This window comes from Pseudoalteromonas sp. A22 (assembly GCF_018141345.1).
GTDB lineage: Bacteria > Pseudomonadota > Gammaproteobacteria > Enterobacterales > Alteromonadaceae > Pseudoalteromonas > Pseudoalteromonas maricaloris.
In genome coordinates, this window is the sequence record NZ_CP047238.1 from 3,277,268 (window position 1) to 3,295,974 (window position 18,707).

General features: G+C 42.9%; 17 protein-coding genes. 7 read left to right on the forward strand and 10 right to left on the reverse strand.

The genetic code is table 11. From position 1 onward, the window contains the following. Positions 1-336: 336 nt before the first annotated feature. Both guaA and guaB read right to left on the reverse strand, forming a co-directional pair. Positions 337-1,911, reverse strand: a complete 1,575-nt coding sequence (gene guaA / locus GSF04_RS19595) for a glutamine-hydrolyzing GMP synthase (RefSeq protein ID WP_045987776.1) — start codon at positions 1,909-1,911, stop codon at positions 337-339. A 105-nt stretch (positions 1,912-2,016) separates the two neighbouring features. After that, positions 2,017-3,486: an IMP dehydrogenase gene (gene guaB / locus GSF04_RS19600; protein WP_010374639.1), complete on the reverse strand. Its 1,470-nt coding sequence runs from the start codon at positions 3,484-3,486 to the stop codon at positions 2,017-2,019. 131 nt (positions 3,487-3,617) lie between these two features. Between guaB and xseA the strand changes: the two genes are divergently transcribed. Then, positions 3,618-4,955, forward strand: coding sequence for an exodeoxyribonuclease VII large subunit (gene xseA / locus GSF04_RS19605; protein WP_211858514.1), 1,338 nt, complete (start codon positions 3,618-3,620; stop codon positions 4,953-4,955). A gap of 49 nt (positions 4,956-5,004) precedes the next feature. Here xseA and cysE read toward each other — a convergent pair whose 3' ends face one another. Continuing rightward, the gene (cysE, locus tag GSF04_RS19610; protein ID WP_211858515.1) at positions 5,005-5,826 is read right to left on the reverse strand and encodes a serine O-acetyltransferase; all 822 of its coding nucleotides are present in this window, start codon (positions 5,824-5,826) and stop codon (positions 5,005-5,007) included. 243 nt (positions 5,827-6,069) lie between these two features. Here cysE and GSF04_RS19615 point away from each other — a divergent pair, with 243 nt between their 5' ends. After that, positions 6,070-6,477 (forward strand): diacylglycerol kinase, encoded by a 408-nt coding sequence (locus GSF04_RS19615; protein ID WP_211858517.1) that lies wholly within the window; start codon positions 6,070-6,072, stop codon positions 6,475-6,477. A gap of 74 nt (positions 6,478-6,551) precedes the next feature. Here GSF04_RS19615 and GSF04_RS19620 read toward each other — a convergent pair whose 3' ends face one another. Beyond that, positions 6,552-9,428: a pitrilysin family protein gene (locus GSF04_RS19620; protein WP_211858520.1), complete on the reverse strand. Its 2,877-nt coding sequence runs from the start codon at positions 9,426-9,428 to the stop codon at positions 6,552-6,554. A 270-nt stretch (positions 9,429-9,698) separates the two neighbouring features. Between GSF04_RS19620 and GSF04_RS19625 the strand changes: the two genes are divergently transcribed. After that, positions 9,699-10,655: a methylenetetrahydrofolate reductase gene (locus tag GSF04_RS19625; protein ID WP_069022749.1), complete on the forward strand. Its 957-nt coding sequence runs from the start codon at positions 9,699-9,701 to the stop codon at positions 10,653-10,655. Positions 10,656-10,988: 333 nt separating this feature from the next. Here the strand turns inward: GSF04_RS19625 and GSF04_RS19630 are convergent, their stop codons facing one another. The 3 genes from GSF04_RS19630 to folB are packed head-to-tail and all read right to left on the reverse strand — an operon-like array spanning position 10,989 to position 12,631. Beyond that, entirely contained in the window at positions 10,989-11,789 is an 801-nt protein-coding gene (locus GSF04_RS19630) for an undecaprenyl-diphosphate phosphatase (RefSeq protein WP_211858521.1), read from the reverse strand. Next, positions 11,786-12,274: a 2-amino-4-hydroxy-6-hydroxymethyldihydropteridine diphosphokinase gene (gene folK, locus GSF04_RS19635; RefSeq protein WP_211858522.1), complete on the reverse strand. Its 489-nt coding sequence runs from the start codon at positions 12,272-12,274 to the stop codon at positions 11,786-11,788. Before folK ends, GSF04_RS19630 begins: the two co-directional genes overlap by 4 nt. A gap of 6 nt (positions 12,275-12,280) precedes the next feature. Beyond that, on the reverse strand, positions 12,281-12,631 hold the full coding sequence (folB, locus tag GSF04_RS19640; protein ID WP_017216518.1) for a dihydroneopterin aldolase: 351 nt from the start codon (positions 12,629-12,631) through the stop codon (positions 12,281-12,283). Between the two features lie 124 nt (positions 12,632-12,755). Between folB and plsY the strand changes: the two genes are divergently transcribed. Continuing rightward, on the forward strand, positions 12,756-13,346 hold the full coding sequence (gene plsY, locus GSF04_RS19645) for a glycerol-3-phosphate 1-O-acyltransferase PlsY (RefSeq protein ID WP_029215929.1): 591 nt from the start codon (positions 12,756-12,758) through the stop codon (positions 13,344-13,346). A gap of 261 nt (positions 13,347-13,607) precedes the next feature. On the opposite strand, the gene tsaD is transcribed toward plsY, so the two are convergent. From tsaD to GSF04_RS19660, 3 genes are read right to left on the reverse strand one after another with little or no spacing between them, the layout of a single operon-like run. Beyond that, positions 13,608-14,621: a tRNA (adenosine(37)-N6)-threonylcarbamoyltransferase complex transferase subunit TsaD gene (tsaD, locus tag GSF04_RS19650; RefSeq protein ID WP_039491368.1), complete on the reverse strand. Its 1,014-nt coding sequence runs from the start codon at positions 14,619-14,621 to the stop codon at positions 13,608-13,610. A gap of 49 nt (positions 14,622-14,670) precedes the next feature. Next, positions 14,671-15,264: a YjaG family protein gene (locus GSF04_RS19655; protein ID WP_010374628.1), complete on the reverse strand. Its 594-nt coding sequence runs from the start codon at positions 15,262-15,264 to the stop codon at positions 14,671-14,673. Continuing rightward, entirely contained in the window at positions 15,248-15,595 is a 348-nt protein-coding gene (locus GSF04_RS19660; protein ID WP_010607629.1) for a DUF2007 domain-containing protein, read from the reverse strand. Before GSF04_RS19660 ends, GSF04_RS19655 begins: the two co-directional genes overlap by 17 nt. Before the next feature lie 109 nt (positions 15,596-15,704). On the opposite strand from GSF04_RS19660, the gene GSF04_RS19665 reads away from it, so the two are divergent. The 3 genes from GSF04_RS19665 (at position 15,705) to GSF04_RS19675 (ending at position 18,696) form a co-directional block, all read left to right on the forward strand. Next, positions 15,705-16,103 carry a DUF2721 domain-containing protein gene (locus GSF04_RS19665; RefSeq protein ID WP_010374626.1) on the forward strand — a complete coding sequence of 133 codons (399 nt, stop codon included), beginning with the start codon at positions 15,705-15,707 and terminating at the stop codon, positions 16,101-16,103. 58 nt (positions 16,104-16,161) lie between these two features. Continuing rightward, positions 16,162-17,685 carry a DUF3369 domain-containing protein gene (locus tag GSF04_RS19670; protein ID WP_039491371.1) on the forward strand — a complete coding sequence of 508 codons (1,524 nt, stop codon included), beginning with the start codon at positions 16,162-16,164 and terminating at the stop codon, positions 17,683-17,685. A gap of 108 nt (positions 17,686-17,793) precedes the next feature. Further along, positions 17,794-18,696, forward strand: a complete 903-nt coding sequence (locus tag GSF04_RS19675; RefSeq protein ID WP_017216523.1) for a LysR family transcriptional regulator — start codon at positions 17,794-17,796, stop codon at positions 18,694-18,696. Positions 18,697-18,707: the final 11 nt, after the last annotated feature.

An 18,707-nucleotide genomic window follows, 5' to 3' on the forward strand; every position in this document is an offset into this window, starting at 1 on the left:
TTTTAGCCAACTAATACTCACCGCTTAAGGCGGCGTTAACCCAAAGAAATTGTTATCCGAAGCTGACGTGTTAGAGTTAATGCTTTAACTCAGAAATGTCCAGAAACAAGTTACAGCTTCACCATAATCGGTTTGATATATATGAAAATGCGGTCAGGTACTATTGTAGCCACAGCCCAAAAAATAGCAGGTCAGCATCACTATAAACATCACTGCGAAGAAACCAAATACCTCCGCAAGGCTTTTTAAGAAAGTAAAAATTCATAAAAAAGGCCAGTCAGAAATACTGACTGGCCTTTTATTAATCTAACGAAAGTTAGGTTTTTACAACCAAGTCTATTCCCACTCGATTGTCGCAGGCGGCTTACCTGATACATCGTAAACCACACGAGAAATACCATCGATTTCATTGATGATACGATTTGAAACGTGGCCTAATAGCTCGTATGGTAAATGCGACCAACGTGCCGTCATAAAGTCGATAGTTTCAACACAACGTAGTGAGATCACCCAATCGTATTTACGTGCATCACCCATCACGCCAACAGAGCGTACCGGTAGGAACACGGCAAATGCCTGAGACACTTTGTGGTATAAATCCGCTTTATGTAGCTCTTCAATGAAGATAGCGTCAGCACGGCGCAGTAAGTCGCAGTATTCTTTCTTGATTTCGCCAAGTACACGAACACCTAGACCTGGACCTGGGAACGGGTGACGATAAAGCATGTCATAAGGCAGACCAAGCTCTAGACCAATCTTGCGAACTTCGTCTTTAAATAGTTCACGTAGTGGCTCAACCAGACCAAGCTCCATATCTTCAGGTAATCCACCCACGTTGTGGTGAGATTTGATCACATGCGCTTTACCGGTTTTTGATGCAGCCGATTCGATAACATCAGGGTAAATTGTACCTTGTGCTAGCCATTTCGCGTTTACGCGCTGGCTGGCTTGCTCATCGAATACTTCAATAAAGGTGTGACCAATTGCTTTACGTTTGTCTTCAGGGTCATTTAAACCATTAAGCGCGTTAAGGAAACGCTCTTCAGCTTCTACCTTGATGATGTTCAGACCAAACTTATCACCGAACATATCCATTACTTGCTGGCCTTCATTCAAGCGCAGCAGGCCATTATCAACAAATACACAGGTTAGCTTGTCGCCAATCGCACGGTGAATAAGCATTGCAACCACTGATGAATCAACACCACCAGATAGGCCAAGGATAACTTCGTCATCCCCTACTTTCTCTTTGATACGCTCAATTGCATCTTCAATGATTTGCTCAGGCGTCCATAGTTTTTCACAACCACAGATATCAATTGCAAAGCGCTCTAGTAAACGCAGACCTTGCTGAGTGTGCGTTACTTCTGGGTGGAACTGTACACCATAGAAACGCTTTTCTTCCCAAGACATTGCCGCATGAGGACAAGTATCCGTTTTCGCTGAAGTTTTGAACGTGTCTGGAATTTTAGCAACTTTGTCACCGTGACTCATCCACACGTCTAGGAAACCTGCACCATCTTCGATGTGATCTTCAATCGCTTCAAATAGCTTACAGTCACCTACTTTCTCTACTTTTGCGTAGCCGAATTCTTTTTTATCTGAGCTATGTACCTGACCACCAAGCTGCATTGCCATTGTCTGCATACCGTAACAGATACCCAGTACAGGCACACCGGCTTCGAATACGTAATCTGGTGCTTTTGGGCTACCTTCAAGCGTCGTTGACTCTGGGCCACCTGATAGAATGATACCTTGAGGGTTGAACTCACGGATTTGCTCTTCTGTCACATCCCAAGCCCAAAGTTCACAGTAAACACCAATTTCACGTACACGACGTGCAATTAGCTGAGTATATTGCGAACCAAAGTCTAAGATCAAAATTCGGGAATCGTGGATATCTTTGCTCATTGATAATCTCGTTAGTTAGGAACTAAACAGGATAAAGCCGCATTGCGTCTCTATCAAAAGTAATAAGGGCTAGCAACTTGCTAGCCCAGAAACACGCCTTGAGGCTTAACCCATACGGTAGTTAGGCGCCTCTTTGGTGATCTGCACGTCATGTACGTGAGACTCACCCATACCCGCAGAAGTCACACGTACAAACTGCGGCTTAGTATTTAATTCAGTGATGGTTGCACAACCAGTTAGACCCATTGCACTGCGAATACCACCGATTTGCTGATGGATAATCGTTGCGATTGGTCCTTTGTATGCTACACGACCTTCGATACCTTCAGGTACTAGTTTGTCAGCAGCATCACTCTTCTGGAAGTAACGGTCAGACGAACCTTCTTTTTGGTTCATCGCACCAAGTGAACCCATACCACGGTAAGACTTGTAGTAACGGCCTTGGTATAGTTCAACTTCACCAGGAGACTCTTCAGTACCCGCTAGCATTGAACCGACCATAACGCATGAAGCACCAGCAACTAGCGCTTTTACGATATCACCAGAGAAACGGATACCACCGTCAGCAATCACTGGAATATCACGACCTTTAAGGCCTTCTACTGCATCAGAGATAGCAGTAATTTGTGGTACACCACAACCAGTAACGATACGAGTAGTACAGATAGAACCTGGGCCGATCCCCACTTTAACGGCATCTGCACCAGCATCAGCCAATGCAATTGCACCTTCAGCTGTTGCTACGTTACCTGCAACGATTTGTAGTTCTGGATATACTTCACGTGTTGCTTTAACACGGTCAATAACACCTTGAGAATGGCCATGAGAAGTATCGATTAGTAGTACATCAACACCCGCTTCAACCAAAGCTGCAATACGCTCATCAGTACCAGCACCAACACCAACAGCAGCACCAACACGAAGACGGCCTTGCTCATCTTTACATGCGTTTGGTTTATCTTGCGCTTTTTGGTAATCCTTAACAGTGATCATGCCTTTTAGTGCAAATGCATCATCAACCACTAAGATTTTTTCGATACGGTGTTCGTGCATTAGGCCAAGGATCTCTTCACGAGATGCGCCTTCTTTTACTGTCACTAAGTCATCTTTCTTAGTCATGACCGTTGAAACTGCTTTTTCTAGCTTAGTTTCGAAACGCATATCACGGCTAGTCACGATCCCTTCCAGTTGGTTGTTTGCACCAACAACCGGGAAACCTGAGAACCCTTTGTCCTGTGCAAGTTCCATTGCTTCTGCAATCGTAAGATCAGAAGTAACCGTCACAGGGAAAGAGATAATACCCGCTTCATACGTCTTAACTTTACGTACGTTGCGAGCTTGTTCTTCGATAGTCATGTTTTTGTGGATAAAACCAATACCACCTTCTTGTGCCAGAGCGATCGCTAAGCGCGCTTCTGTCACTGTATCCATTGAAGCGGAAACAAGCGGTAAGTTTAATTCAATCCCACGAGTCAAACGCGTTTTCAGGTTTGCTGTGTGAGGAAGAACAGTTGAATGAGCTGGTACTAAAAGTACGTCGTCAAAGGTAAGGGCTTCTTTTGCAATTCTTAGCATGTTCGCGGCTTCTCTCAAGTGAACTGAGTATAAGGAATTGCGTGCGAATTTTATCAGCGTTCCTTATGGGAGTAAATAAAATTTAGCAAAAAATGTGATAAAGTGACTGTGAATTTTTTATGGAGGCCAACATGGGATACCCCAATAATAATAAAACCTATTCTGTATCAAGACTTAACAGAGAAATACGCGCGCTCTTAGAACAAGGTTTTGCCTCTGTACAACTCACCGGAGAAATTTCAAACTTTGTTGCTCCGGCCTCCGGGCATTGGTATTTTTCTCTAAAAGATGACAAAGCACAGATAAAAGCGGCCATGTGGCGAGGTAATAATCGTTACTGTAACCACCGCCCTGCCAATGGTCAGCAGGTAATGGTACAAGCTAGAGTGTCAGTGTATGAGCCACGAGGCGACTATCAATTGATAGTCGAGCAAATGGCCCCCGCCGGTGAAGGCTTGCTCAAGCAACAGTTTGACGCCCTTAAAATGCAGCTGGCAGCAGAAGGCCTGTTTTCGGCTAGTCACAAAAAACCTTTGCCAAGTGTCATTAATCGCGTGGGGGTCGTCACTTCAGCGACAGGCGCTGCCATCAAGGATATTTTGACTGTACTAAAACGCCGTGCCCCACAGTTACAAGTTGTAATTTACCCGGCTCTAGTGCAAGGCGATGAAGCCAAGCAGCAGATTTGCAAACAAATCGCTCAGGCGAATGCTAGACGCGAGGTAGACGTATTGATCGTTGGCAGAGGTGGCGGCTCATTAGAAGACTTATGGAGCTTTAACGAGGAATCAGTCGCGAGGGCCATTTTTGCCAGCTCAATTCCGGTGATAAGCGCTGTGGGCCATGAAATAGATACTACCATTTCCGACTATGTTGCAGATGTCAGAGCGCCAACCCCATCGGCGGCCGCAGAGCTAGTGAGCCCGGACTCAGAAGCGCTAAAATTGCGTACTTCACAGTTACTACAATATCTCAATCAAGCTTTTAAACGTCGCCTTGAAGGTGCATCACAGCGTTTGGCAAACTTTGAAGCCCGACTGCAGCTACAACACCCTAAGAATCAACTTATGCAGCAAACACAGAGAGTTGATGAGTTAGAACAGCGATTAATTCGGGCTCAAGCCCATCACTTACGTCAAAAGCAATCGCAATTCCATCTGCTGCAGCATAGATTTGATCGATTACATCCAGAACAAAGGATCGCTCAGTTCAAGCAATTGGTCGCACAACTCAGTGATAAGTTGCAGTATGCAATGGAGCAAAAGCTTAACACGCAAAGACACCAACTCGCGGTATCAAGCGCAAAGCTAGACAGCGTCAGTCCACTGGCGGTATTAGCTCGGGGCTATAGTATTGCCAAGCAGGAAGATAGAGTGATTAAGTCAGTGGCGGATGTCGACCCAGAAAAGCCGATAGTTACACAACTGGCTGATGGTGAGGTGGTGTCTATGGTAAAAGCAACCCAATAAGCAGATATAAAAATGGGGAAGTGATTTCCCCATTTTTAATCTAATAACCTTACAACATCGCTGAAGTGATAGACTCATTTTCGAGCCTATCATCGTCTTCTAGGAAGTTTTGGTTCATACTCTCTGCAGGACATGGGCACGATGGCTTACCAACCACCTTAGCTGGGATCCCCACTACCGTAGTGTGCGGTGCAACAGGGCTGAGTACCACGGAACCTGCGCCAATTCGAGCGCCCTCTCCTACTTCAATGTTGCCAAGTACTTTGGCACCAGCACCAATCAATACACCGGCGCGGATTTTCGGGTGACGGTCACCCTGCTCGTTACCCGTACCACCAAGTGTGACTGATTGCAGAATAGAAACATTATCTTCAATAACCGCGGTTTCACCAATGACTATACCAGTCGCATGGTCAAACATAATACCATGACCGACTTTACAAGCAGGATGGATGTCAACACCGAATACTTCAGAGGTTCTGCTCTGTATAAAGCGAGCCAGCTCTTTTCTGTCTTGACGCCATAAGCAGTATGCCAATCGATGTGCTTGGATTGCATGAAAACCTTTCAGATTTAAAATTACGTTGAGATAACTATCGGCAGCTGGGTCGCGATCTTTAACGGCTTTTATATCATGTGCAACATGAGTCAGCATGGTATCGCAGTGTACAAAGGCCTGATCAAACAGCTCGCGAATTGTAAATGCTGACACCACGGCATCCGCCAACTTATTTGCAACGATAAAGCTTAATGCAGCACCAAGACACTCGTGATTTAAAATACTCGAGTAAACGTGACTAGCAAGCAATGGCTCGCGAGCAACCAACTCATTGGCTTCTTCGCGTAACTTATTCCAAATCTCATGTCTCATGTGACGAACTTCCGATAATACTGATACTTCTCATAGTGTAACGCTTAGAGTCATTAAGTGTCATGTATTATAAAAAATCAGGCTTCAAACACTTGGTTATATCTAATAACCAACCAACATATTTTAGTCCGGTTTTAAACGCCTTCAGTTGGACCAAAGATTCTTACAATTTTGCACTGTCGAACTGAACAGATCTTCGTATAATAACGCTCCATTGAATACTACCAACGCGGGATCGCTAATATGTCGATAAAGATCAAGACAACGGATACCAACAAACCAAATGGCACAGGGCTTGCGCGGATAATCAAAGCAACGCATTGCTCAGCGAAAGGAATGAAAGCAGCCTATAAAGAAGAGTCGGCATTTAGACAAGAAACGTGGTTATTGGTGGCAAGTCTTCCTTTATCAATCATATTGGCGCAAAGTATTGCTCAGTGGGCCTTATTGGTCAGTAGTGTACTGTTGATATTGGTCATAGAACTTATCAACTCGGCAATCGAAGCGCTGACAGATAGAGTGAGTACCGAGCATCACTTACTATCTGGTCGTGCAAAAGATATGGCATCAGCGGCCGTTACGCTGACATTATTAATTAGCTCGTTAATTTGGATAGCTGCCGCAGTGGAGTGGTTCAACACCATAACCTAAAATTAAGCGTGGTTTTGACACAAAAAATGGCGGCTAAATTTCTAGCCGCCATTTTTTATTAAGCTGAATAATCGTTATTCAAACACTTTTTCTACATCCAACGTTTTAATATTCTTACTTGGAATATTGAGCGGGTATGTAGCAATTTCAGCATCTTCTGCCAGTAATACATCTGGCTTTTTCGTGTTATAAGTCATAGGAGATGACTGCTCAGCACTTAGGCGCTTCGCCATATCTTTTGCATCACCAGTGATAAACACATAGTGAATATCTTCGCTCTGCAAGTTCTCTTTGATAACACGATTGATGTCTTCAACAGACAGTGACGCTAGCTGCTTTGTCACATAAGCAACAAACTCATCGGTGTTGTAGAACTGGCTATCAAGTGCATAACCTAGCTGTCTATCTTGGCTCGCCACCATTTGCGGCACAAAGTTGATTAAGAAGTTACGTGTTGCTTCAAAGTCTGCTTTGCTCATCCCTTCTTTGATCAGCTTATCGAGTTCAAACAATGCGGTACGCGTTGCAAAATGGGCATCGTTATTAGAACGAAGTGGGCGTAACCACACCTGGAAAATTTGCTCACTACGGCCTAAGTTTGCATCCGGCTTAGTTTGGAACATACCACGAGGGAAGTATTCGATGTATGCATAATCACCATAGTTCATACCACGCACCTGACGGATACGCTGGTACAAGTGGCTGTTTGAACTGCGGTGCTCACCAAAGTATGAACGCACTAACCAAAGCGCAGCCCAGTCTTTGCTGCTACGAACCGTGTCGATTGGGAAACCAAAAGACACCGCTGTTGATTTTGCATTCTTTTCTACGATGGTTGCGTGATGGCCAGATAGCTTAGGTGCATCAGGCACTTGTAAACGTGCTTCTTCACCTTTAGGTAAAGCCGCAAGGTCGTTAAACATCGCTTCTTTTAGCTGTTTATCGAGTGCACCAGTAATACCCACGTTGAGTTTAGCTTGAGTAAATTGCTGAGCGTAAAAAGCCTTAACGTCATCTAAAGTGATTGCTTCTAAGTCTGATAAATCACCAAAGTTATAGCTTTCGTATGGGTGGCCTTTGTACAGCTCGTGATAAAGTACTTCTTTACCTAGCTCTTCATCATTTGACGCTTTCAAACCAGCCTTAATGCCATCGATTAGCTCTTTTTTCAGACGTTTAAAATCATCTTCTCTGAACCCTGGGCTCAAAAGCTGCTGACTCACAATGCCATACCATTGATCGGCATTGTCTTTATGAATACGACCACGTAAAGAAATCATTTCTTTATCGATTTGATAACCAAAGCTACCAGCAATCGGGTACAGTGCCTTTTGAATTTCTTTGTATGATTGCGACTCACTTCCACCATTGGCAATCATAGCCGCAGTAAGCGCAGCAAGACCTTTTTTACCTGCAGGATCGGCAGCAGCACCTGTGTAAAAAAGAAAGTTCACATCCACCAGTGGTGAGTTATTGGTCTTGTCTAATACGTTGAAATGACGCGTTACTGGCTTGTCCATTTTTGCCACTAACTTGTCTAAGTTAACTTCCTTATCAAAACCAGAGACAGACTCAAGTGCAGACATAGTCACCGTTGTGCGGCTGCTGTCCACAAAGTATTTATTGGCAATATCACGAATATCTTTTGCAGTGACTTTATCAGCACTTGCGTATAGTGCATTCACCACTTCAGGGTCACGCTCAAAATGCATGTAGCTTGCAAGTGTCGAAGCAATAGATTGTGATGAGTCAAGGCCGTTAATAAAGCTGTACTTTAGGTTTGATTTAAGTGCAGCAAGTTTATTTTCATCTACCAGCTCTGTGCGTGCTTTTGCGTAAGTGTTATTGATTGCATCACGCACTGTCGCCAAATCTTTTTCATCTTCTACTTTAACGAAAACATGTAGAAGACCAGGGTCTTTGGTTTCAGGGTTATAGGTAAACATTTGGCTTGCAAGCTGTTTGTCTACCACAAGCTCTTGATACAGCGCTGAGTTTTCAGAGAAATAAAGCTGCGAGATCAGATCAAGCGCCGCTCGGTCTTTTTTCTTCGGCTCCCACGCTGCCCCTTTATACGAAACTAGCAACCAGTGACCCGGTAAGCCATCATATTTTTCGTGAACGTAACGCGCTTTGTCTTGCTTTGGCTCAACAGGAATATCGGCTTGGTAGTCACCCTTTTTCCAATTACCCCAATGCTTCTTCACCATAGCCATAGTTGCTTTAGGATCTACATCACCTACGATCACAAGTGATACATACTCAGGCTTATAAAAACGCTCAAAGAAGGTTTTACCATAGGCCATTTGATCTGGCATTGCTTCGATGTCTTCAAAAAAGCCCATTGTCGTGTGTTTATAGGTATGCTTGTCAAATGCTTCTTTTCTTACCGCAGAAAGCAGTTTTCGAACTGGACTGGCATTATTTTTAAGGTATTCACCTTTCACAGTTAGTGCTTCAGTACGAAACTGCTCTTCACTGTAAGTCAGGTTTTGAAAGATATCTGCTTCGATTTCTAATACTTTATCTAAATGCTGCTTTGAGAAATTTAAATGGTAGTTCGTGTAGTCATTGGTGGTATAGGCACGATTATCAACACCTGAATTTTTCAAAATGTCCGAATAAACGTCTTGTGGATATTTTTCTGAGCCTTTGAACATCATATGCTCAAAGAAGTGAGCAAAGCCGGTTTTACCCGCTTCGACTTCATTGCGCGAACCAACAGAAACCGGAATTTGTAGCGATACCACATCAGGATAGTTAGTTTTAACTACCATGACGCGAAGGCCATTTTCTAGCTCTTCCAAAACATAATCTTGGGCGAATACTTTATTGGATTGGGCAGCTTGAGTACTTACAGCTGACTGTTGAGCTTGGTCTGAATTCGTCGCTGCGCAGCCACTAAGCGCTAAGCTTACGGCAAAGCTGGTTGCTAGTAATTTGAATTTCATGAATTTGGTCCTAATCATATTTTTTATTCTAAGTAAGTCGTGTTCACTTACGTTAGCAAACCTCCTGATTATGCCCCAAAGTCATACTAATTCGCTAATTTCCAAGGTGATTTACCATCCTAATGTGTAAACAAATATGAAATTTTGATTTGAGCGCTTGAGATAAATTCATAATTATTGAAATTCTTTCATTAAAAAAATCTATCTAGACGTCTAAATGGCTGCTATATTAGTAAAGAGATACAGAAATGCTTTTGTGGAATGAGGATTATGGCTTTAACGCTTCAAGAGAAAATCATTGACCCTAACCAAGGGGTATATTTAATTGGTACCACACCACCTAAGATTGGCACCGACCCAGAGCAGCTAAAATCAATTGCCGCTAAACTTTTGGGCCGTTTACATGAGATTGAATACGACGGCGTGATCATCTATGACATTCAAGATGAAAGCAGTCGTACTCAAGTACCACGCCCATTTCCTTTTAAGCACACCGTTGATCCGTGTGAATATAGCCAGTTGATCCGCGAATTGTCACACCTTGATGTAATTACGTATAAAAGTGTGGCACAGCGAGATAGTGAAGCTTTTGGCAATTGGTTAAGCAGCACTAAACAGCAATATGGGTTAAACAATCTAGTATTAGTGGGCAGTCCATCTTCACAAGGCGATATTAAGTTGCCGCTTTCTGAAGCCTATAAGGTACTGAAGCATCACCAAGATGACTTTTTCTTGGGTGGTGTAACCATCGCAGAGCGCCACGCCAGTAAGCGTAATGAACACGAAAGATTAATTGATAAAACAGAGCAAGGCTGCCAATTTTTTGTTTCCCAAGCAGTGTATGACGCTCAAGCAACCATAGATCTTATCACGAGCTATGCTCGCACCTGTAAACAGCAAGGGCAAACACCAAAACGCATTATTCTTACCTTTACTCCATGTGGTGGGGAAAAAACCTTGCAGTTTATGGAATGGCTGGGGATCTCAGTACCAGAAGCAACCAAATGGCGCATGTTAGATGCAGACAATACACTAAGTGAGTCAATTCGTATTTGTAGAGAAAATCTAGATCAAATCTTAAAAAGCTGCTCACATCTAGATATTTCTCTTGGCTTAAATATTGAGAGCTTAACAAACCGCAAAGAAGAAATTGACGCGTCGATAAACCTTTATAGACTATTGAAAGCGACCATGGAATTATGCCTTGCGGAAAAGCAAATTGCTTAATGCAGTCTAGGGCCTGTTGATCTTCCAAGTTTGTTTTTGCAGCAGTTTGATTGGTATTTATACAAGGCAGAGCCTGCGTAGCATAGTCATTCTATGTAAGTCTGGCGATAACATAGTAGAAATGCCAATCAAGCGCTGCCCTTTGGGTTCACCTGAGTGCGCTTTGTTCATTGTTGCTCAACTTTTGCCTAGATTACTAGGCGGCAAGTCGAGCGTCGCGACCAAAACACACTCAGAAGAACAAAAATCAAACAGCGAAGGCCAACAGGCCCTATAGCCAGCTTCATCAAGCTGGCTTTTCTGTTAACCTTGCTGGATTATTCAAAGCCTAGATTAACTTAGGCTCAAGAAAGCGATTAACCCCACCCCAAGTAACAAGCGGTAAATGACAAATGGCATCATACCCATGCGCTCTATGATTTTCAGGAAAAAGAAGATACAGGCATAAGCTGAGATAAACGACAGTACCGCACCACTTAATAACGCATTCCATTCGACCACTTCATCGCCCGTAGCAAGCTCTAAACTGTAATACAGTCCCATCATAGAAATGACCGGAATAGACATCAAAAACGAAAAGCGCGCCGCACTTTTCTTATCAAGTCCGAGTAATAAACCTGCGGTGATGGTAATGCCTGAACGCGATGTGCCAGGAATAACAGCGGTAATTTGTGCAAGCCCCAGTATCAACGCGCTTTTCCAGTTTAAAGCAAATTCGTCTTTAATTTGCTTCGCTTTCACGTCGGCATACCAAAGTAGTAAACCAAATACTATCGTCGATGTTGCAATCACCCAAGCACTACGTAAGTAAACTTCTACGATGTCTTTAAGTAGTGGGGCTAAGATCACGAATGGAATGGTGGCAACCACAATACACCAAGTCAGCCGGCTTTCTTTCGAGTGCGTACCTGAGAATGATTTGAACCATCCTGCCAGTAGGCTGACAATGTCTTGTCGAAAATAAATAACGACAGCCAGTAAAGTACCGACATGAACAGCAACATCAAAGGCAAGACCCTGATCTTGCCAACCTAGTACCTGAGAAGGTAGCAGTAAGTGGGCAGAACTCGAAATAGGTAAAAATTCAGTGAGACCTTGAATAATTGCAAGGACGACAATCTCAATAAAGCTCATTGCTTGGGAAACTCCACTTTCCATAATTTTTGAGTTGGGTTGTGATACTCCTGCCATAACTGAGCAATGGTTTTACCCTCAACAGGATGGATAAAATCAGGAGCTAGTTCAGCTAATGGCTGAAGCACGAAGGCATTTTTGGTTATTTCATCCCGAGGCAACTGAGCGGGTGATGAACAAATAAAGTGGTCATAAAAGAGAATATCGAGATCTAATGTGCGTGGACTAAACTTCTTTTCACTACAGCGACGACCATGATCGTATTCTATCGACTTGAGCAGTTTATACACTTCGTCTAAAGACAGCTGTGTTTGTGCAGCAAAGACCGAATTATAAAAGTTATTTCCTGCAAATCCGACGGCTTCACTCTCAAAAACACTCGAATGTTGAAAATCCGGAAAGTGTTCTATCAATACCCTCAAGCCACTCAGCAAATTTTTTTCTTTTTCTATGTTTGAGCCGAGACTGATAAAAATTTGTGCCATGATAATCTACTTCTTACGCACAATTTCTACACCAACCGTTTGTGCTTGTGGCACGGCAGCAGGTTTACTCACTTTTATAAGCACTTGTTGTACATTAAATTCATTTAGGATCATTGCAGCAAGCTGTTCAACTAAGGTTTCTAATAGCTCAACGGGTTTTGCTTGGGTATGCGCAATAATACGCTCACTCACTTTGGCATAATCAACCGCCAAATTAATATCGTCATGGCGAGCGGCAGCGCTAATATCGGTCAACATCTCAACATCAAAGTAAAGGCTTTGTTTACTTTCTTTTTCAAAGTCGTACACTCCTATTATGGCTTCGACGTGTAGCTGTGAGATATAGACTTTATCCATGTAAACTCCAAACATGTTTATCGCTGTAATTCACCCGCATTTTCTAATCGCAATTCGCGATCTGTGCAGGACTTAAGACCGCCGATCATAGCCCAAAACAACGCAATAAAAAATAAGGAAGACAGTGTTAATCAGTTTAATGTGCGTATGTGCTTATTTATTGGGATCGATTTCCTCAGCGATTCTGGTGTGTCGGTTATTCAACCTGCCAGATCCACGCTTTAATGGTTCTAATAATCCAGGCGCAACCAATGTATTAAGATTGGGAGGAAAGATCCCAGCTGCGCTAGTGCTCGTCTTCGATATTTTAAAGGGAACCATCCCGGTGTGGGGAGCTTACTTTCTGAAAATAGAGCCTGTATGGCTAGGTGCCATAGCCGTAAGCGCATGCCTAGGTCACATTTATCCTATTTTCTTCCACTTTAACGGTGGTAAAGCAGTAGCAACAGCATTTGGTGCGCTATTACCCATCGGCTTGTCATTGGGTGGGCTATTGATTAGTACGTGGCTCGTGGTGCTAGCGCTAACACGCTACTCTTCACTCGCAGCGATTGTCGCAGTCGCAGCTGCTCCACTTTACACATGGTGGATAAAACCGCTTTATACGGTGCCGGTAAGCTTTTTAACTGTGGTGATTATTATTCGTCATAGAGCAAATATTAAAAGGCTCTTGAGTGGTAAAGAGCCCAAGGTGGGGAAAAAGTCTAAAGACTAGGGCCTGTTTACCTTTCAAGTTTGTTTTTGCAGCAGTTTGATTGGTATTTGTACAAGGCAGAGCCTGCGTAGCATAGTTATTCTATGTGAGTCAGGCGAGAACACAGTAGAAATGCTAATCAAGCGCTGCCCTTTGGGTTCACCTGAGTGCGCTTTGTTCATTGTTGCTCAACTTTTGCCTAGATTACTAGGCGGCAAGTCGAGCGTCGCGACCAAAACACACTCAGGAGAACAAAAATCAAACAGCAAAGATCAACAGACCCTAGACTTTTTCTAGACTATCCAGCGGCCAACGCGGTTTAGTCTTCATATCAAGTGGCGCATGCTGACCTGCTTTTAGGCGCTGCATTCCTGCATAAGCTATCATCGCCCCATTGTCTGTACAAAATTCAGTGCGCGGGTAATAAACTCGCCCTTTCATACCAAGCATCATGCGCTCAAGCTTTTGCCTAAGTTCAGTATTGGCGCTGACGCCACCTGCAATCACCAGGCTTTTAATGCCTGTTTCTTTCAGTGCTCGCTTACACTTGATCGCTAGCGTTTCTACGACTGCGGTTTGAAAAGCATGAGCAATATCTGCTTTCGTTTGCTCGTCATCGCCTTCATTACGGATCGTGTTTGCCGCTGCGGTTTTTAATCCACTGAAACTAAAATCCAGACCAGGTCTGTCTGTCATCGGTTTTGGAAAAGTAAATCGCCCTGCTTTACCCTGTGTCGCCATTTTTGCAAGCATTGGGCCGCCAGGATAATCAAGACCGAGCAGCTTTGCGGTTTTATCAAATGCTTCACCAGCGGCATCATCTACTGACTCACCAAGTACCTCATACTCACCGATACCTGAGACTTTGACCATCATGGTATGGCCACCAGAGACTAGCAGCGCAACGAATGGGAACTCTGGTTTATCGTCTTCAAGCATAGGGGCAAGCAAATGGCCTTCCATATGATGTACGGCAACGGCAGGGATCCCCCAACCAAATGCTAACGAGCGACCAATTGAGGTGCCAACCAACAAAGCACCGACCAAACCCGGCCCTGCGGTGTAAGCAATGCCATCAAGATCTTCTGGACCACAACCCGCTTGCGCGAAAGCAGCTTCAATAAGAGGAATTGTTTTGCGTACATGATCACGAGAAGCAAGTTCAGGCACTACCCCACCATAATCGGCGTGTACTTTTACCTGAGAATATAATTGATGTGCCAACAGCCCTTGCTCATCATCATAAATAGCAATACCCGTCTCATCACATGAGGATTCTATACCCAAAATACGCAAGTTACTTTCTCCAAACTCTTTACTGCAGCCGCTGATTATACGAAATCAACTACTCAAGTTCCAAACCAATATTTGTTTGGCCGTCAGCTAGTGCCAAGGCCTTTAGCGACTTCACCGATTCGCTGCTAATACGCCCCATATTTTCCACATGCTCGATAAGCTCAGCGAGGATTTCAATTTCATACTGCATCTGCGGGTGTTCACGCACTAACTCATTCGTTGGAGATATATCTTCCGCCATCAACATAAATTCGATGTATTTGGCTACCGTTGCCTGAGAAATTTTGGCAACGCTTACAAACTCATGTTCATCTTTTGTCATCAGACCTTGCAACATGCCTAACAGCGCTGTCGCTACGTCGATTGCGGGATAGGTACCAAACATATCAAACTCACTGAGCTCAGGTACATTTGGTTCTACCTTTTCAACCAGCTTTTCTAAGCTAATTTTGCTCTTAGGCAGTAATATTTTCTCCCAAATTAAATTCAGCGCATTTCTGAGTACTTGCTCGTCGCCAAAACCCGTTGCCTCACTAAATAGTGAATAATTTGGCAACATACGTTCAATAATAGCAGCGCCTAAGACTGCTTTTTGAAGATAATTTAACTCTCTAATTCTTTGAAAGTTATTTGCTTTGCTCATGCTTATTTCCACATTGCCAGCAATATTCAAACGCTGGTCCATTTAATTCTGCACAGTGATTACATAGCCAATCCGACAGCTCGGCGGCACTGCGATGACGTGATTTGTTATAGTTTACCAATATTTCCTGAGCCTCGGGTAACTTTATTGCATAAACAAAGAGCTTGATGGCAGCTTGCTCTGCTGGAATTTCACCAATAGCCCCTGACAAATGCTCACCTTGTAAGCGAACCTGAATATTCGCTTGTTCTAGTTGACCTTTGAGCAAATGTGCTTCAACAAAGCCGCTGATAGCGCACAATTGCACCCAATGAAAAGACTGTTCACTCATTGCATTATCTTCACTATCGAATTAGCACTCAATGTGCTCATTTGTTTCTTGATAAAATCATTCATTATCATCACACTTAAACATCAAGCCATTCCATTAAAATACGACTATGACTCTAACAACACCGGGCCTATTATTCCCAGCAATTTCTTTATTGCTACTCGCTTACACCAATCGCTTTTTGGTACTCGCACAATTGATCCGTGAATTAAACGCCCGAGAAGGCGACACCATAAGATCCTTGGTTAAAGCACAAATAGAAAACTTAAGAAAACGAATTAGATTGATCAGACGAATGCAAGTATGGGGCGTCATCGCATTTTTACTCTGCACGTCTTCAATGTTTGCCCTGTTTCTTGAAATATCCTTACTTGGCGTCACATTGTTTGGTGCGAGTCTGTGTAGCCTAACCTTGTCATTGCTACTTTCTCTTTATGAAATCCACATTTCTTGCGATGCAATCGAACTAGAATTGCAAAATATCGAGAAAAAACCTCAACAAGATTAGCGGCCTTGTTACTGCCGACTATACTAACGTTGAGTCAGCATAAAAAGAGGAGCAATCTGTGAGCGGATTTTTGTTCTCAGATGAAGTGCTAGAAAGCCCTACAAATAAAATGGCCGAAACCTACTGGGATATTCTGGTTGTAGATGATGAAGAAGACATTCACCAAGTGACTAAACTGGTGTTGTCTGGCTTTAAATTTGAGAATAAAGCACTGAGATTTCATCACGCCTACTCTGCACAAGAAGCAAAAGCCATCTTGGACACGGAGCAGAATATTTCTGTAGGCCTCATTGATGTCGTAATGGAAAGTAATCATGCAGGGCTTGATTTAGTGCGATATATCCGCGATGACTTAGCAAACTTTGATATTCGCCTTGTCCTGCGCACTGGGCAGCCAGGAGAAGCCCCGGAAGAATCGGTCATTCGCGATTACGATATTAATGACTATAAGAACAAAACCGAGCTCACTGCCGTCAAGCTAAAAACACTACTCTATTCTGCTTTACGGGCTCACCGGGATATTCAAACCATCGAAAAGCACAAAATGGGACTTGAACGCATTATTGATGCATCCTCAAACTTTTTGAAGTGTAGCAATATTCAGGATTTCGCATCAACCATATTATCTCATGTATCCGCTGTAATGGGATTATCTGATTCGGAAATATATTGCGCAGCTGCGGTAAATCACCAAGCCAACGAACCGACAAAATTTAAACTACTTGCAGCCTCAGGGGCTGGCGTAGAACCTAGTAATGTTACCTTGCCCGAGAATGTACAAAATCTGTTTATAGAAACACATAATAAAAAAGCATCGCTCAAAACCCGTAATGAATATATTGGCTATTTCCCTTCTAGAGAAGGGAGTGAAACGATGATTTATGTGAGTAAGGACAGCGAACTTCATAGCATGGATTTCCAGCTACTTGAATTTTTTGCAAACAATATTGCACTAGCCTACGACAACTTGAAGTTGCGTGAAACCGTCAAAGATTCTCAAAAAGAGCTTTCTTATATTTTAGGTGAAGCCGTCGAAAAACGCTCGAAAGAAACAGGCTCGCACGTAAAACGCGTGGCACATTATAGTATGCTTTTAGCTCAGCTTTACGGACTCTCTCACTACCAAGCAGAAATCATCAAACTCGCCTCTCCACTCCATGACATTGGCAAAATCAGTATTCCAGATCAAATCTTAAATAAACCCGGAAAACTCACTGATGAAGAATGGATAATTATGCAGACGCATGCGCAGCAAGGGTTTGAAATCTTAAAAAATTCAACAAATGAGATTTTGCAGTGTGGCGCATTAATCGCACATCAACATCACGAAAAGTGGGATGGTTCAGGCTATCCTAGGGGTTTAAAGGGAGAGCAAATTAACATTGTCGGCAGGATCACTGCTCTGGCAGATGTCTTTGATGCACTAGGAAGTGAGCGGTGTTATAAGCCCGCTTGGCCACTAGATAAAGTAATAGATTTGCTAAATACTCAAAGTGGTAAACAATTTGAACCCAAATTGGTTGACCTTTTTCTAAAAAATCTGGAACAATTTATTGAGATACGTGACAGGTATCCTGACTAACTTTGTAATCAGAATGTAAAAACTTCACTTTCTTTTTCCCGATTGGTGTATTATTATTGGGAAAAGACGTAATAAATGTGTTTTAGTTGAAATTAAAAGGAATTTCACATGAGATTTGAACAACTCGAGCAGTTCGTAGCATTAGGTAATCTAAGACATTTTAGACAAGCCGCAGAACAAACCCAGATCAGTACTTCAGCGCTTACTCGAAGCATCCAAACCCTTGAAGATGAAATAGGTTGTGAACTCGTTAAACGCTCAACACGTTCAGTAAAACTGACTGAACAAGGTGAGCTGTTCTTAAAGTATTGCAAAACAACCTTATCAGAACTCGATCTAACCAAGAAAACCATTAAGCAAAGTTTGTTTGGCCGTGATAACCAAAAGTTAATTATTGGTTATACGACTCAAGCTAGCAGCATCGTGCCAGTTTCTTGCGGTCAGTTTTTAGCTCAGTACCCTAATGTGAAGATCGAAATGCAGTTGCAAGATGAGTTGGAGCTTACTCGTAAGCTACAACTTGGTGAGATTGATATCAGCGTGTATTTACAAAGTGCAAATAGCATAGTGAGTGATATTCACCTGCCTGATCAGTTAGTTTTATTTGTTTCGAGAAATCATCCTCTAGCAAATCAAGACAGCATCAGAAAAGCCGAATTAACGCAATACCCTATGTATGGCTGTTTCTCACAGTCGAAGCAAGTACAAAGTATGCTTAATGAAGCCGTTGACTCGTTAAACAAATCAACGAGCGTTAAGATTGGTAATATTGAACAAGTAATTGATGGTTTGAAGAATAGCAATAGCTTTGCAATTGCGAGTATCGAACATTCCAAAACTATCGCACAAGATCCTAACTTAGTTTTCTTAAAAACCAATAAGGCATTGGACAGAGAACAGTTGATTGTACAAACCAATCATCAAGTTGGCTCTAATGCGCATATCAATCACTTGCTTGAGCTAATTGAGGATGCAGCATCTTCATCTAGCAAGCAAACAGTAACTTATTAGTTGCTAAACAG

Excerpts from the sequence above, each read along its gene's own strand:
- GSF04_RS19675 (WP_017216523.1), top strand. The coding sequence starts at position 17,794 with ATGAGATTTGAACAACTCGAGCAGTTCGTAGCATTAGGTAATCTAAGA.
- GSF04_RS19620 (WP_211858520.1), bottom strand. The coding sequence starts at position 9,428 with ATGAAATTCAAATTACTAGCAACCAGCTTTGCCGTAAGCTTAGCGCTT.
- GSF04_RS19655 (WP_010374628.1), bottom strand. The coding sequence starts at position 15,264 with ATGAGCAAAGCAAATAACTTTCAAAGAATTAGAGAGTTAAATTATCTT.
- cysE (WP_211858515.1), bottom strand. The coding sequence starts at position 5,826 with ATGAGACATGAGATTTGGAATAAGTTACGCGAAGAAGCCAATGAGTTG.
- folB (WP_017216518.1), bottom strand. The coding sequence starts at position 12,631 with ATGGATAAAGTCTATATCTCACAGCTACACGTCGAAGCCATAATAGGA.
- guaB (WP_010374639.1), bottom strand. The coding sequence starts at position 3,486 with ATGCTAAGAATTGCAAAAGAAGCCCTTACCTTTGACGACGTACTTTTA.
- GSF04_RS19665 (WP_010374626.1), top strand. The coding sequence starts at position 15,705 with ATGACTCTAACAACACCGGGCCTATTATTCCCAGCAATTTCTTTATTG.
- GSF04_RS19625 (WP_069022749.1), top strand. The coding sequence starts at position 9,699 with ATGGCTTTAACGCTTCAAGAGAAAATCATTGACCCTAACCAAGGGGTA.
- GSF04_RS19630 (WP_211858521.1), bottom strand. The coding sequence starts at position 11,789 with ATGAGCTTTATTGAGATTGTCGTCCTTGCAATTATTCAAGGTCTCACT.
- xseA (WP_211858514.1), top strand. The coding sequence starts at position 3,618 with ATGGGATACCCCAATAATAATAAAACCTATTCTGTATCAAGACTTAAC.
- folK (WP_211858522.1), bottom strand. The coding sequence starts at position 12,274 with ATGGCACAAATTTTTATCAGTCTCGGCTCAAACATAGAAAAAGAAAAA.
- guaA (WP_045987776.1), bottom strand. The coding sequence starts at position 1,911 with ATGAGCAAAGATATCCACGATTCCCGAATTTTGATCTTAGACTTTGGT.
- GSF04_RS19660 (WP_010607629.1), bottom strand. The coding sequence starts at position 15,595 with ATGAGTGAACAGTCTTTTCATTGGGTGCAATTGTGCGCTATCAGCGGC.
- GSF04_RS19615 (WP_211858517.1), top strand. The coding sequence starts at position 6,070 with ATGTCGATAAAGATCAAGACAACGGATACCAACAAACCAAATGGCACA.